Consider the following 16,673-nt stretch of genomic DNA (forward strand, 5'->3'; position numbering starts at 1 on the left):
CAACCAATTTCCATTTGTCCCTGCCTGCCATGTCGGTTAACTTTTTATTGCTTCACTTCATACAGTAAACATGCGTAAGAATTCTATTCAACTTATCCTTACTCTGTTAATGATGCTGTCGGCACCAATTGCATGGGCCCAGCAAGATGTTAGCGGACTGGTAGTCGATGACTCGACCTCCCAGCACCTGGTAGGAGTGGTGGTGCTCGTGAAAGGATCGGGTAAAGGAACCACCACCAACGACAAAGGGGAGTTTAAAATCAACGTCCCGCCCGGCTCCACACTTTCTTTCCGGTATATCGGCTACCTTCAGAAAGAAGTCCCCGTTACCGGCAGCACCATGGAGGTACGCCTCTTGCCGGATAATAAATCCCTCAGCGAAGTAGTAGTAACCGCCCTGGGTATCAAAAAGGAAAAGAAAGCACTCGGCTACTCCATCTCCGAAATTAAAGGCGATGAACTTACCCAGGCACGATCCACCAACGTAGCCGCCACCCTCGCAGGTAAGGTAGCAGGACTCAACGTAAGCCCCGCCTCCTCCGGGCCCGCAGGCTCCAACCGCATCGTACTCCGTGGTAACACCTCCATCGATAAAAGCCGCAACAACCAACCCCTCATCGTAGTAGATGGAATTCCTATCAATAATGATAACCTCGGCAGCGCCAACGAATGGGGCGGACAAGATGCCGGCGATGGCTTCTCCAGTATCAACCCGGATGATATCGCCACCATGTCCGTACTCAAAGGCGGTACCGCCGCGGCACTCTACGGCTCCCGCGCCTCCAACGGGGTAATCCTCATCACCACCAAGTCAGGCAGCGCCAGAAAAGGGGTGGGCGTGGAATTCAGCAGCAATATCGTACTGGATAAACCAATCGTTAATACACTCGACTGGCAGTACGACTACGGCATGGGACTGAACGGCGTAAAACCCACCTCGGTGGCAGAAGCCCGCTCCGCAGGCCTGTTTAGCTGGGGCGCCAAACTGGACGGCTCTTCTGTGATGCAGTATGATGGTGTGAGTCGCCCATATAGCGCCGTAAAAAACAACTTCAAAAATTTCTATAAAAGTGGTTACACCTTCACCAACTCCATCGCCTTCAGCGGCGGAACGGATAAAATCAATTACCGCTTTGGTGCTACCGACCTGAAAAATGAGGCGATGCTTCCCAACTCAGGCATGCGCAGGGATAACCTCAGCCTGAACGTAAACGCCTGGCTGGGTCGCAAATTATATCTCTCCGTAAACAGTAAATACAGCCGTGAAAGGGTTGAGAACCGTCCAAGGGTATCCGACTCCCCCGGTAACGCCAACTATTCCATGTACATGCTGCCCACCAGCCTGGATGTAAACACCCTCAAACAAAGTAAGTACGATGCGCAAGGGTTTGAGGCACGCTGGGAAGCAAATGAATACGTTACCAACCCCTGGTTCTCCGTATACGATTTCCAGCAAAATGATAAGCGCGACCGCTTCATCAACTCCGCCGAACTGAAATACGATATCCTTCCATGGCTCTACGCCAAAGGACGCATCGGTGCGGATATGTGGTACCGGAATAACTTCGCCATCACCCCAACCGGAACAGCCTACAATACCGCCGGACAGATCAATGACCAGGCCCGCCAAAACTTCTATGAAGTAAACGCCGACGTAATGCTCGGTATGGATAAAACCTTCGGGAAAGACTGGCGCCTCACCGCTTTCGTAGGTGGAAACCAGATGCATAACAAGAATGATAAATTCTATCTCAACGGTAACGGCTTCTTCATTCCTTACTTCTACGATCAAACAAACCTTAAAACCAAAACCGTTCTGAACGACATCCTGGAAAAGAAAATCAACTCGGTATATGGTTCCGCGGAAATAGCTTTCAAAAGCTACCTTTACTTCACCGCAACCGCCCGTAACGACTGGTTCTCTACCTTGTCACCGGACGAATGGAGTATCCTCTATCCTTCCTTCGGATTGAGCTTTGTATTGTCCGATGCCTTTAAAATGCCGGAGTGGATCAACTTCCTGAAAGTGCGCACCTCCTGGGCGCAGGTGGGTGGCGATACAGATCCTTACCGCCTGTTCCTGGCCTACCAGGTGCAAAATCCGTTCGACGGTTTACCGCTGGCAGACGTAAAGAAAACACCTGACGGACAATATGCGGTTCCAAATCCTACGCTGCGCCCGCTCGTAAATACCAGTTATGAAGCAGGACTGGAAGCGAGGTTGTTTGATAGTCGCCTCACGCTCGATTTTGCCTTTTATACCCGCACCACCAAAGATGATATCCTGCAAACCACCATCTCCAATGCCTCCGGTTATAACGCAGCATTTATCAACGTGGGTAAGGTGAAAAACACCGGGGTGGAAGTACTGCTTACCGGCGTGCCAGTACGCAGTAAAAATTTCACCTGGGAAATCACACCTAACTTTTCCTACAACAAAAATGAAGTGGTATCGCTGGATGCGGGTTCCACCAGTGTGCTAGTAGCAAATGTGCGTACGTTCAATGCTTCTATCCAACACATTGTTGGCAAGCCTTTCGGGCAGATAGTAGGGTATAAGTTCAAACGCGATGAGCAGGGGAATATCCTGTTTAATAGTGCCGGCAAGCCGTTGCAGGGCGATTATACCGCCTTCGGTACCGGTGTGGCACCGTTTGCGATGGGTATCACCAATACCTTCACCTACAAAGCCTGGCAGCTTAGCTTCCTCGTAGATGGTAAATGGGGCAATAAGATCTATTCAGGCACCAGCGATTACTCTTACTACTTCGGCCTGAATAAAGCCACTTTACAGGGCCGTGAAGGTGGACTCAACATCAAGGCACAGGACCCGGCTGATCCAACGAAATACGTGGATAAAAATGTAGCTGCGCAGGACTACTACCAGAATATCGCTTTCACCATTGCGGAACCATTTATATATAAGGGAGATTTTATCAAACTGCGTCAGGTAATCCTCACGTATGCACTGCCATCTTCCGTATTGACTAAATCACCATTCACGGGCGCCTCGCTGTCGTTTGTGGCCAGAAACCTCTGGATCATCTACAAGGACCTGCCAGGTATAGATCCGGAGTCGAGCTACACCAGTGGTGCCGGCCAGGGTGCTGAAGTAATGGGTTATCCACAGGCACGCAGCTTTGGTCTTAACCTCAATGTGAGATTCTAGTCACCAATTTCTAAATCAGCGAACTATGATCCGTAACATATATAAAACACTATCGGTGCTGGCCCTTGGAGGCATGCTGAGTATGGTGTCGTGTACCAAGAATTTTGAAAAGATCAATACTGATCCTACCTCGGCGCCGGATGTGCCGCCTTCCATTAAACTAACGAGAGGGCTGATATATACCTCTGGTGGGGAATACGAGGCCTGGCGCGCCAATATCATCTACTGCGGTATGATGATCCAGCATTTTGCCTCGCTGAATCTGACGTACGTAGGGGATAAATACCTGTACAATGATGATTATTCCGGTGCGGCCTTTAATTCATTTTATCCAAATGGGTTGAAGATCATCACGGATATGATGACGCAAACAGAAAATGATCCGGCCAACGCAAACTATGCGGCTATTGCGCATATACTGAGGGTGGTGATCCTGCAGCGTTTGACGGACTTGTATGGCGATGTACCTTACAGTCAGGCCAGTAAAGGGTTTACAGACTTAACCTTTTATCCGGCTTATGATCAGCAGTCCGCTATTTATGCCGGCCTTGCGGCTGAACTGGAAATGGCGGCAGGCATGCTGGACGCATCCAAAGCATCTCCCGGCGATGCGGACATTACCGGCTACCGGGGTGATGTGACCAAATGGAAAAAGCTGGCTTATTCCCTGATGCTTCGTATAGGCATGCGATTGAGTAAGAAATCGGACCAGACGCAAGCCCGCACTATTGTGCAAAAGGCCATTGCCGGTGGCGTTTTTACGGACCGGTCGGAGGTCTTTTATATCCGTCATGTAGATGGAGATTACGATAATCCAAACAGCCATGTAATAGGCACTTATAGTAACTCCCGCGGCCAAACGAATAAGGATAACCTGGCGATTAAATACTCCAAATCTTTCATTGATATGCTGAAAGCCAAGGGTGATCCGAGGTTGCAGATTATCAGCGAACTGCCAAAGGCGGATTCCACACCAGGGGGTTCCGATGTGCCGGCAGTACAAAAAGGCCTGCGTAACGGTTACGATAATACGTCGGACCCGGTATATGGCATTGCTTCGGTGGATGATGCCAACCTGGCGCACTACTCACAGCCCAAGCAGGTACTTGTATTGGCCAACACGCCCAATATTTTTCTGACCTACAGTGAGGTGCAGTTAATGCTGGCTGAAGCGGCCGCCCGCGGGTGGACTACCGGTACGCCTGCTACCTACTTTATTGAAGGGGTAAAGGCGGGCATCTGGCAGTATACACTCTATTCTGCTGCTATTGCTTATAATGATGTTACTGCTACTACTTACGCCACCGCGCAGTCGGCAGCGCTGGCCGGGGGCCTCACCGCTCAGCTACAGGCTATCAATGAGCAGTATTACATCACTACTTTGCTGAATGAATATGAGGCATATGCCAACTGGCGCCGCACCGGCTATCCGGTACTCACGCCGGTGAACTATAAGAATAATGAAACCAACGGGCAAATTCCGAGGAGGCTTCGTTATCCGCGTGGGGAGTACAATTCCAATGGCACCAATGTTAATGCAGCAGTGGCGGCACAGGGGGCTGACCTGTTTACCACCCCTATCTGGTGGGATAAGCCGTAGTAGTCCTGTTAACGGGAGGCCGTCGAATGGCATGCGTTTACATCTCCCTGAAAAAATAACGCGCAGCGCGAAACTTGCTTCACCCGCTGCCGAAGGCAGCAAAAGCGTAACAGCAGTATTAGTTACTGTTGTTACGCTATTTATTTAGGGAGATGTTACCGTCACCTGTCATAAAACCCACACCATCCTGTTACCTGAAAAATCTTAAAAAAATTTTAACAAAATATTTGTGTTGCATGGAAAGTTTAACTAAGTTTGATACTAGAAAGCAATAGGATATATCCGTAGTGCTTTCTTTTTTTAGATACAGTAGCTAAAACGTTTTACTGCTGTAGAACGACCTTACAACGATTGCAACAAGAACAAGGACAGACCAAAATCGAAGAATGAGAATAGTGTAGCGTTTATCCTGAAAATTTAATACCAACGAATTGCTTAATATGAGCTAATAGAGCACGTAGTTATCAACCAGTATTTTGCACACGATGAGAAAGTAAACTTTGCTAACGGAAAGAGGCGACGCTATAATATCTCCCTGATCTCAGCAACAGTACAAACACATTTGTGAACCGAGCATTTGCACGAAAGTCAATACAGGCTTACGTATGCGAATATTATCTGCAATGAATGTATTTTTTCTTAACCGGTTTTTCAACAATGAAAAATAGCGGATAGGCGCTGCTATACCAGTGTACTTACTTTTTTTATCCAACATCTGTGAATCAATAAATCACTAAACTGTTAGCATGAGTTAAAACAACAACGAGTTTATCATCAACCAATTTTTTGCACACGATGTAATGGGATAGCGGTTTTCCTTTACCTGGTGAACGGCTTTGCCATGCCTGCATCCTGCTATTTATTCACCGGTTTTTCAATAAGAAAAATAACGGACAGCTACTGCTATGCCCGGTGCTGTACGTAATCAGTTCACTTTCTAATTATCTCTTAAATCAGTAAACCATGAAAAGATCGCTAACCTTACTTGCGGTCCTTTTGGCGGTATGCAGCCAAATCGTTTCTGCGCAGGACAAACGTAATATCTCCGGCGTAGTGCACGACGCAAAAGGAAACCCGTTGCCAGGGGTAACAATTCTGGAAAAAGGTACCAAAACCGGTACCACCACCGATGCTTCAGGTAAATTTACACTGGCAGTCCCAGGAGGCACTGTGCTCCAGGTGTCTATGGTGGGATATGGTAAAACTGAAGTCACTATTACATCTAAACCAACCATCGATATCTTGTTGCAGGAAGATGCCAAAGGCCTCGGAGAAGTAGTAGTTACGGCACTGGGTATAAAGCAAAGTCGTAAATCACTTGGCTATGCGGTATCCTCCATTAAAGGTGATGAACTCACCGTGGCAGGTACTACCATGAACCCGGTACAGGCACTGTATGGTAAAGCAGCAGGGGTAGGCGTTATCGCCGGTTCTGCAGGCCCAATGGGAGGTATCAATATTAAAGTACGTGGTGCTGCCAGTCTCACCCCGGGAGCCAACAACCGCCCGCTGTTTGTGGTAGATGGAGTAGTGATCCGCGACGAAAACACGTCCATGGCTTCCCGTAACTATGATCCGCTGCACTCGGTAGATTATGGCTCCGGTATCAACGACATCAACCCGGATGATATCGCCTCCATCGACATCCTCAAAGGCGCCAAAGCAACGGCCCTCTATGGTGAAAAAGGTGCTAACGGTGTAATGATGATCACCACCAAATCAGGCGCAAACGCCAGAGGTTTCGGTGTAACGGTATCGCACCAACGAACAGTGGAACAACCGGTAAACTATATCGATTTCCAAAATGAATATGGCTCAGGTGCCTCCATTTACGACAGCACCTTTAAAACCATTAATGGCGTAAGAACAAGAGCATTTAACCCCAGCCGCTTTAGCTTTGGGCCTAAACTCGACAATGCCTCCGCCGTTTATTTTGATGGCACCACCCGCCAACTTAGCGCCGTACCGGATAATTTTATGAGCCTCTTCCAGAATGGCAGCTCCAACAGAACAAACGTATCCATCTCCGGTTCGAACGATAAAGGTAGCATGCGCCTGTCCTATACCAACTATGGTTATGACGACATCCTGGAAAATTCCTGGCAGAAACAAAATACCTTCAGCTTCAACGGTTCCATGAAAGCAAGCAAGTTTGCACAGTTCGATGTAACCGCCAACCTGTTCAGCGTAAAATCCAACAACCGCCGCCCATCTATCGATGGACTGGTGGCATGGGGTATGAACCGCGAATATGATTTTGACCAGCTGCGTCCTTTCTATGTCGACTCCACCGAACACCGTCCGGACCTGGATGCTGCAGGATTGCCAACCATGGTAACCAAACTGTTTGACTTCTGGTGGAATCAGAACCAGAACTACAACCTTGATGCGAAAATACATCTCATCTCTTCCGCTAAAATGACCCTCAATTTTACCAACGATCTCTCGATGGTAACACTCATAGGGTTGGACTATACCAATACTGACTTTACCAGCAAAGAAAAAGAAACACGTATCTACCCTTCGATTCAAGGCGGTACGTATTCTATGAAACGCGATAACTATGCGATTCAGACTTATCAGTCACACTTCTCCTATAACAAGGATTTCCTGAATAACAACCTCCATCTCTACGCGCTCGTAGGTGGTAGTATTCAACAGGACAATAATAACAGCATCTTCGCCAGTACCACCGGTGGCTTCCGCCTCCCGGGATGGTACTCCGTAAATAACAGTAAAACATTCCCTTCCCTGGATGATGCCGGCAAAGCAAGAGCCGCATCCAGAGGCAGCCGCATCGTTTACAGTGCCTTTGGTTCCTTACAGCTCTCCTGGAAAGATCGCTTCTTTGTGGAAGCAACAGACAGAAACGACTGGAACTCTACCCTGTATCCACAATACAACAGCTTTAACTATCCAAGTCTTTCCTTCACCTGGGACTTCACCAAAGACCTCAATATTCCTAAGCTGAACTACGGTAAATTCCGTGTAGGCTGGGCTGATGTGGGTAAAGGAACCAATCAGAACTACTTTGCTTTCCGCTCCTATGATATCGGTAGCATAGTGGGTTATAACAATGCTTCCCTGATCAGTTCACAGAAAGCACTGTACGCAAATGAAATACGTCCGGAACGTAAACGTGAGTATGAACTGGGCTTTGAAGCTGCGTTCTTTGAAAAAAGCCGTTTGCAGGCCGACTTCTCCTTCTACACCAACAACGTGTATGATCAGATCATGCCAGTGTCTCTTTCCTCCGCCACTGGGTATGAAGAAATCCGCATCAATGCCGGTAATGTTAAAAACTGGGGCTATGAGCTGAGTCTGAAAGGCTATCCGGTGATGACTAATGATGTATCCTGGATGGTAGGCGTCACCGCCGCTACCCAACGGTCTATGGTTAAAAAACTCTATCCTGGGATTAAAGTGAATGCGATCGGTGGTAACGCCGGTTTCAGCGTGGTGGCAGAAGAGGGTCGCCCGGTAAACGATATCAGAATGTTCGATTACATCAAAGATCCAAGTGGTAACAAAGTCGTAGATGCAAAAGGACTGTATCAGCTGGATAGTAAGATGTCGACCGTAGGTAATACTCAATCAAAAGTCCTCGGTGGTTTCTTCTCTGATGTTCGTTACAAGAACCTCACTTTCCACCTGGGTATCGATTATAAATTTGGTGGTAGTATCTTCTCCTATACCAACTATTACCTCACCGGTTTAGGTGTGACTGAAAATACACTGGCCTACAGAGATACAGAGCACGGAGGTTTAACGTACTATATCGATAAAACTACCAATCAGAATGTAGCATGGACTGGTGGCAACACCGCTCCGGCGCAGGCTAAGGACAACAGGTTGTATCACGACGGTATGGTGCTCGACGGTGTGAAATCCGTTACAGATCAAAGCGGTAACGTGAAGTATGAAAAGAATGATATCATTACTTCTTCCACAGCCTACTACCAAACATACATCAATGACCTGAGCACTGGCTGGGGTCCGGACAGGTTGTTCAAAAATGATTACATCAAATTACGTGAGCTGGCGATCGCCTATGATCTGCCACGTAAATGGCTGCAGCCGGTACATCTGCAGGGTGTGAAAGTTACAGCTGCTGCCCGTAACCTGTTCTACCTGTATAAAACATTACCAAACGTAGATCCTGAATCCACACTGGGTTCCGATATCTACATCGAAAACTCATTCTACCCATCCGTACGCACTTTCAGCCTCGGTTTGAATGTTAGTTTCTAATTAGCAAAAATTGTGAAATATGAAATTCAGTTTCTCTAAAATAATTATCAGTGCTTGCCTGGCTTTGTCAATCATGTCGTGCCAGAAAGAACTGGAACAGCAATTTGCAGATCCGGAAAAACCAAATCCTCCTACTGATGAGAAATTTCCGGGCATGTTTACCGCAGCGCTGTATGGCTGGAAGCTATACGTGGGCGATTATGGCGAATGGTATTATCAGTTAAACAGTGGTACCGGTGTTCCGGGTTACTCACAGATTGCACAGCGGTATGTGACTTCCCGTTATACCTGGTATACCACCTACGACGACCTGACTACCGGTAACGGATTTTCTGATGCGGCATTGGTGGATTACTTCAAAACATTTTTCGTGAACACCCGCAACTACGGTGCTATGCTGGACCTGTATGCCACTACGCCTGCGGAACTGAAAAATGAAGCAATGCTTTATATTAAACTCACAACCATTGTGAGAGATTATGGCGCGCTTAAACTGGTGGATCTGGTAAATGCCATTCCATTTACAGACGCCTGGAAAGGTACTTCCGGCGTATTTTTTCCTAAATATGATGATCCGGCTAAAACTTATGAGTTTGTAATGGGTGAGCTGAAAAGCATCGCAGATACCTTACCTACTTTATATAACCAGCTGTCGTCTTCAGAAAAAGGAGATTTCACACGTCAGGATTTTGCCGCAAAAGGCGATATCAATATGTGGGTACAGTATTGTAGTATGCTGCGTATCAGATATGCGGTTCGTATTGCAGGTGTAAACCCTACGCTGGCAAAGCAGGTATTGGCAGAGGAACTGGCAAAGCCGCGACTCAGTGCTGATATGGTTTGGCAGATGCCACACGTAGCTAATCCATTGTCAGGCGGTACATGGGAGAGAGGTTGGTATGAAAACGCCTTTGCTACTTTCGTACCTAACACCATTCTCAAGCGGATGAATTTTGGTACCAATGCCTACGAGCCAGGTATCGATGATCCGCGTTTGCCGGTAATTGCCATGCCAACTAAATGGAAGGACTACCGTGGAGCTTCCATGAATGCAGATGCACAGGAAGCGGCTTATGTTGCCGGCGACCGCTACTATGCCTATGCCGATAACCTGACCAGTTCCCTGGCCAGCAATGCCATGTCCATGTACAACCATGCTACCTTTCATCGTAATACCCAGCCGGGCAATTGGATGACTTTGGGAGAGATGGATTTGTTGCTGGCAGAAATTGCGCTGAAGGGCTTAGGTACAACAGGTAAAACTGCTGCGGAGCATATCGAAGATGCCGTGAAACATTCTACCGCTTACTGGTATTGGGTAAACGGTTTGAGTACGTATGAACCAACAAGCGTGCTGCATCCGGCAAAACCGCTTGCCGCAGAAGTAGATATTTATGCAGCTACGGTGCGGGCTAAATTTACGGCGGCAGCCACTGAAGAAGATAAAATGGAGATACTGATGCAACAGAAGTATATCCATATGAACCTGCCTGGCGCTTACGAGTTGTTTACGGAATTGCGTCGTACACGCCATCCTAAACTGGAGCCGTTTACGCTGGGCGGTAAAGTAATGAAGCCTGTGGCAGAAAGAATTAGGTATCCGAATTCCGAATTACAAACTAATACGGATAACTACCTGAAGGTAAAAGCGGAAGACAATTACATTACGCCAATCTTCTGGGTACCTGCTGATAAGAGAGGAGTTACTTATTACAGGAATGACTATAACTACTAAACTGTGCCTTAATAACTGTTATCCCCGGGGCCGCGCGTAAGCGCGGCCCTTTTTAGTGGCTGCCGCTCATTCACCCAATAGCTGTGGGCTGCTATCCTTGGTCCAATAACTTCGCGCGCATCAGGGCTGTCAAGGCTACACTATAATAAGTACGACGTTGAGCACATTTTCCCACTCCATATTAGCAGGTTTAAAATAACAACCTTCCGCGCGTCAGCGCGGACCCCTCGCAATGACACCGAAGGTGTCATTAAAAAATTATTCCATAAAAAATGATCCCTCCAAATCCGCTCCCATCACGTAAATTTTACACAAAATCCAGAATAATATTATTTTGTTAGGATGAGATATTATTTTCGCACCAATAACAAGCCGTTAACAGAAAATAAAAAAAATGTTAATTCTTTTTTGACAATCTCGTAAATATGCCTATGTTTGATTTGTTATTTTTTCGCATATGGCGATAAAACTTGTAAGTGAAATTGAAAATTTGTGAGCTGGCACTTTACAGGTTTTTTTTATGAAAATGATGCTAAAACGTTTTAGTAAAACGATTTACTCAGATTCAGACCAGACGAAGGAATTACATACGGAAAATATCATGCGACTGTAACAACACGGAAACTGATTAGGCACGCGAAAAACAATCTTTTTTTAAGGGACGGAAACCAAAAATGCTAACTGTGAACCTATCCATTTTAGGGATGGCCAACTACCTGTATAAGTAGCCGTTTTCATGCTTATGTGACTGACTCACTTGTTATAAATTAAACCAAAAGGAAGCTATGCGAAGATCACTTCTTCTCGCCACGTTGCTTTTCTTATGCTGCGCTATTACCGCACTGGCGCAAAATAAAAAAGCTGTTACGGGTACCGTAAAAGATGAAAAAGGAACACTGTTGCCTGGTGTAACAGTGAAAGAAAAAGGCACCTCCAACGGCACCATGTCTGCCGCGGATGGTTCCTTCAAAATTCAGGTTACCCCTGAAGCTACCCTGGAATTATCCTACATTGGATATGCTGTCCAGACAGTAGCCGTAGGTAACCAAAGCACAATCTCTATCGTGCTGAAAGAAGACAATAAGAACTTAAATGAGGTAGTTGTTACCGCCATGGGTATGAAACGCGAATCCCGTAAACTGGGTTACGCTATCACCGAACTGAAAGGTAACGACATCGCCAAATCTAACCAGGTAAACCCGGTTGCTGCCCTCCAGGGTAAAGTTGCCGGTGTGGACATCTCCAGCGCTGCCGGTGGTCCGCAAGCTGCCCCACGTATCGTACTCCGTGGTGCTAAAAGCCTTACTGGTAAAGATCAGCCAATCTTCGTAGTGGATGGAGTAATCTTCGAAAACGATGTTACTGCCAACGACGTAAACTTTGGTAACGTGCTCAAAAACCTCAACCCGGATGACTATGAGTCAGTATCCGTGTTGAAAGGTGCTGCTGCTACAGCCCTTTATGGTTCCCGCGCTATCAACGGTGCTATCCTGATCACCACAAAAAAAGGTGTGGCCAGAAAAGGTATTGGTGTAAACGTTAGCCAAACCGCCCAGATGGAAAAAGTATACCGCGGTCCGATCGACCTGCAGAATACTTATGGCCAGGGTATGGACGGTGTGTATGATAACACCATGGGTGGCTACTCCTTCGGTCCTGTAATGGATGGTCGTGATGTAACGCTGCAAAATGGTACCACCGCTAAATTTGTTCCGCAACCGGATAACGTAACTGACCTTTATCAAACCGGTAAATACTTCAATACAAACGTAGCTATGGAAGGTGGTAATGAGAAAGGAACTTTCCGTCTCTCTTACTCCCACCTGGATAATAACTCTGTTTCTCCTAACAATAGCTTCGGTAGAAACAGTATCTCCTTCAAAGGTTCCCAGACTATCTCTAAGGTAATTAGTGCTGACCTGGGCGTAACCTATGCCAACTCAAAAACACTGAACCCTGACCGTCAGGGTGGTGATTACACCAGCTATAACGTTGGTCGTAAATGGGTGTATGTATTCCCACGTAACTATAATCCTGGTTACTGGAATCAGCCAGCTAACTACCTCGGACCTAACGGTGGCCGTGCCAACCTGTCCACCAACCTGGGTGCTGACTACTGGTACCAAATGGCTTACAACAGCTGGACCCGCAGAGAAAACCTCTTCATGGGTAACGTGGCAGTGAATGTAACTGCTACCGACTGGCTGAAATTCATCCTGAAGTCCAACTTCTCCAACGAAACTTCTGCTGATGAACGTAAAGAAGTAGGTACTTCCGCTAACTTCACCGGTTCCGATGGTTACTACGGCGAAGCTGGTGTGAACAAAACACAATATACCTTCACCGGCCTCGCACAGATTACACCAAAACTGGGCAAACGTTTTGATGGTTCCGTACTGACTTTAGGTACTGAAACCTGGAACAGCGGTATCGGTAAACAATACAATAACTACTCCAGCAATGGTCTCCGTATTCCTTTCATGTACGACCTGACCAATAGTATCGGTGTGGTACAGTTCAACAACGCTCCACTGCTGCGCAAACGTATCAATTCTGCGTTCTTCGCTGCCAGCTTCAGCTACAACAACGAATTGTTCCTCGATGTAACCGGCCGTAACGACTGGTCATCCGCACTGACTTATCCTAAAGGCAGCCTGGGTAACACTTCCAACAGCTACTTCTATCCTTCTGTAAGTACTGCCTGGGAATTCACCCAAACCCTGAAAGAAGTGATGCCTTCCTGGATTACTTATGGTAAACTCCGTGGATCTTTTGCCATGGTGGGTAGTGATACTGATCCATATACCATCAACTCCGGTTACTACAACTCATCTAACTGGTCTGGTATGAACAGTGGCTCTGCATTACCACTGATCACCTTCTATCCAAACGGACAGTTACCAAACATGGCACTGAAGCCTTCTATCTCTAAAAGCTGGGAGTTCGGTGCAAACGTTCGTTTCTTCAACAACAGACTCGGTATCGATGCGGCATGGTATCGTACTGTGGTTAACAACCAGATCATCCCGCTCGCAGTTACCAACGAAAGTGGTGTTTCCAGCCGCTACGTAAATGCTGGTAGAATGCTCAACAGAGGTCTGGAATTAGCGATCAACGGTACACCAATCCAGAAAGGTGACTTCACCTGGGATGTAACCCTGAACGCAAGCCGTAACAAAAACAAAATTCTGGAACTGGTAGAAGGTGTTTCTACTTTCACCCTTGGAGAAGATCAGGGCGTAAAAGCAGTAGCTAACGTAGGTGGTGCTTATGGTGACCTGATAACTGATTATGGTTATACCCGCAACGCAGCCGGTCAGCCTATCATCAACCTGAACCCTGCCGGTGCCGACTTCCCTGCACAATACCAACGCGGTTTCGCAGTAGTAGGTAACATTCAGCCTGATTGGAACCTGGGTCTGCAGAACCAGTTCAACTATAAAAACTGGTCACTGGGTATCCTCGTACAGGCACGTATCGGCGGCGACTTCTTCTCTGCCTCTCACCAATATGGTACTGGTCGTGGTAACACTGCTAACACCGAATTTGGTCGCGATGCTGCTCATGGTGGTCTTGAGTGGACTGACGGTACTGGAACTAAGAGAAACGACGGTATCATCCCTAATGGTGTATTGTCCGACGGTACTACTGTAAACATGAACGGTCAGGAAGTGAACATCGGTGGCATGAGCTACCAGGAAGCATATGACAAAGGTTATGTAAAACCGCTCAGCGCATTCCAATATTATAGCATGGTTGGTGACTGGGGTATCGGTATCCGTGAGGCTTCCGTGTTCGACGCTTCTTATGTTGCACTCCGCGAAGTAAACATCGGCTACTCACTGCCAACCGAACTGGTTAACCGCTGGAAAATGCAAAGTCTGCGTGTTTCACTCGTAGGCCGCAACCTGGGTTACCTGTTCAATAACCTGCCACTGAATATCAATCCGGAAGCTGTACGTAACAACGCTACCTACGCCTTCTCTGAATACGGTGCCGTACCGTTCATCCGTAACTTCGGTGCTACCATTCAGATCGGATTCTAATCAAGCTGTATTAACCAAACAAGATTATTATGAAATCAATATATAAACTGGGATTTGGAGCGGCAATGTTAGGCCTGTCTCTGGCTTCCTGTACAAAAGGATTTGAGGATATTAACCAAAACCCTCAGGTGAGTCCAACCACATCTCCTGAACTGCTGCTGTCACTGCCAGGTAAAAGCATTGTTGACCGCGACTTCGATTGGTTCTACGACTGCTACCAGTATCAAATGCAGTGGATGCAGTTTGGTGCGCCACAACCTGGTTCTACCATCGGTCGTCTGTTCAATCCATCCAACACAAATGACTTCTACCAGGCGTTCTACAAAAATATTGCTCCAAACCTGGTAGATATCGATACCGTTATTGCCAGAATGCCGGAAGCAACCAGACCTAACTTCGCTGAAGTAGGTGCTATTGCCCGCATCATGAAAGTATATTCGGCATGGAGAGTATCCGATGCTAATGGTAGCATCCCGTACACCAAGGCTTTTGGTGCCCGTTACGGTGGTACTTTCACGCCAACTTATGACACACAGGAACAACTGTTCGATATCTGGGATGCTGAACTGAAACAATCCATCACAGCTATCACCAGCAAACTGCCGAACCAGCAGGCTGCATCGTCGTTCGATATCTTCTATTCCGGACGAGCTGGTAACTGGGCGGCCGCAGCCAACGTACTGCGTATGAAAATCGCTATGCGCCTGATGAAAAGAAATGCTACCAAAGCAACTACTATCATCCAGGAAGTAATGGCCAGCCCGGCAGGTTTATTCACTGGTAATGGTGATGAATGGAAGTTTGTTTCCGGGGCTAATGCCTTCGGTCAGGCAGGTAACTGGGAAATGACCGGTAGCGTATCATTAGTGGCTACCAAGAATGTACTGGACTTCATGCAGAACAACAGTGACCCTCGCCTGGGTCTGTTCTTCGAAAAGAATAGCTATACCAAAGAAGCATTCGACAGCCTCAAAGCTGGTGGTGTGTTCCCTCAAACAGCTACGTATAGTGGTGTACGTTATGTAGGTGCTCCTGCATCTCCTGATAAACGTAATGATGTAAACTATGCCAACTACTTCACCGTTCGTAACTACGAAATGAAGTTTAATGTAAATGGTCAGGAAACCATCGTTAAAAGAAGAATGGATACCGTATCTAACTTACAGCGTCGCCTGTTTGCAACCGGTGCGGAAGGTATCGCTTCTCCTGGCCAGTACACCCAGCCAATCCTCACTTATGCGGAGCAATGCTTCATGATTGCAGAACTGGCTGTTCGCGGTATCATCACCGGACAAGATGCCGCCACCTGGTACACCAACGGTATCAAAGCCTCCATCTCTGCTTATGATAATATGGGCCGTATCGCTAATATTCTTGACTACGCAGAGCTGGATCAGAATGCAGTGAATGCATATGTAAATAATCCAAACATCCAACTCACCGGCGATCAGGCTACAGACCTGGAAAAAATCCAGATTCAGCTGTTCCTGAATTACTTCAAATCTCCTTGGGAAGCATGGGGTTCATGGAAACGTACGGGTGTGCCTAAAGTTGGAAGCTCCATCATGGCCTATGAACCAATGGTTTCCAACGGTTCTACCGTAACCATCCCTCGCCGTTGGGCACTGCCGCAGCCAACTGTGGTAGAACAAACCCAGAACTGGCGCGATGCCGTTACTGAAATGCAGAAAACCGGCGAATACGGTAATGATGTAAACCAGTACACCGGCCGCGTATGGTGGGATATGCAATAAGTAATCAAGTGAATTGATTAGATAGTACAGTAAAGAGTGAAAAAGTAAAGCCTCCGCATGTCGGAGGCTTTACTTTTTGTTACAACAGGCGAGCGCCGTGGCCCTTCCTGCAAAAAAA

General features: G+C 47.1%; 6 protein-coding genes. All 6 read left to right on the forward strand.

The annotated features are described in order from the left end of the window. Window positions 1-70: 70 nt before the first annotated feature. Window positions 71-3,169 carry a SusC/RagA family TonB-linked outer membrane protein gene (locus KW844_RS17580; RefSeq protein ID WP_218378083.1) on the forward strand — a complete coding sequence of 1,033 codons (3,099 nt, stop codon included), beginning with the start codon at window positions 71-73 and terminating at the stop codon, window positions 3,167-3,169. Window positions 3,170-3,194: 25 nt separating this feature from the next. Then, entirely contained in the window at window positions 3,195-4,769 is a 1,575-nt protein-coding gene (locus tag KW844_RS17585; protein ID WP_218378084.1) for a SusD/RagB family nutrient-binding outer membrane lipoprotein, read from the forward strand. A 963-nt stretch (window positions 4,770-5,732) separates the two neighbouring features. Next, window positions 5,733-9,020, forward strand: a complete 3,288-nt coding sequence (locus tag KW844_RS17590; protein WP_218378085.1) for a SusC/RagA family TonB-linked outer membrane protein — start codon at window positions 5,733-5,735, stop codon at window positions 9,018-9,020. 19 nt (window positions 9,021-9,039) lie between these two features. Further along, window positions 9,040-10,755, forward strand: coding sequence for a SusD/RagB family nutrient-binding outer membrane lipoprotein (locus KW844_RS17595; RefSeq protein WP_218378086.1), 1,716 nt, complete (start codon window positions 9,040-9,042; stop codon window positions 10,753-10,755). A 785-nt stretch (window positions 10,756-11,540) separates the two neighbouring features. Next, on the forward strand, window positions 11,541-14,801 hold the full coding sequence (locus KW844_RS17600) for a SusC/RagA family TonB-linked outer membrane protein (protein ID WP_218378087.1): 3,261 nt from the start codon (window positions 11,541-11,543) through the stop codon (window positions 14,799-14,801). Window positions 14,802-14,830: 29 nt separating this feature from the next. Further along, window positions 14,831-16,555, forward strand: a complete 1,725-nt coding sequence (locus KW844_RS17605) for a SusD/RagB family nutrient-binding outer membrane lipoprotein (protein ID WP_218378088.1) — start codon at window positions 14,831-14,833, stop codon at window positions 16,553-16,555. Window positions 16,556-16,673 lie beyond the last annotated feature (118 nt).

Origin of the sequence: Chitinophaga sp. sic0106 (assembly GCF_019219075.1) — a bacterium.
Taxonomy (GTDB): Bacteria; Bacteroidota; Bacteroidia; order Chitinophagales; family Chitinophagaceae; genus Chitinophaga.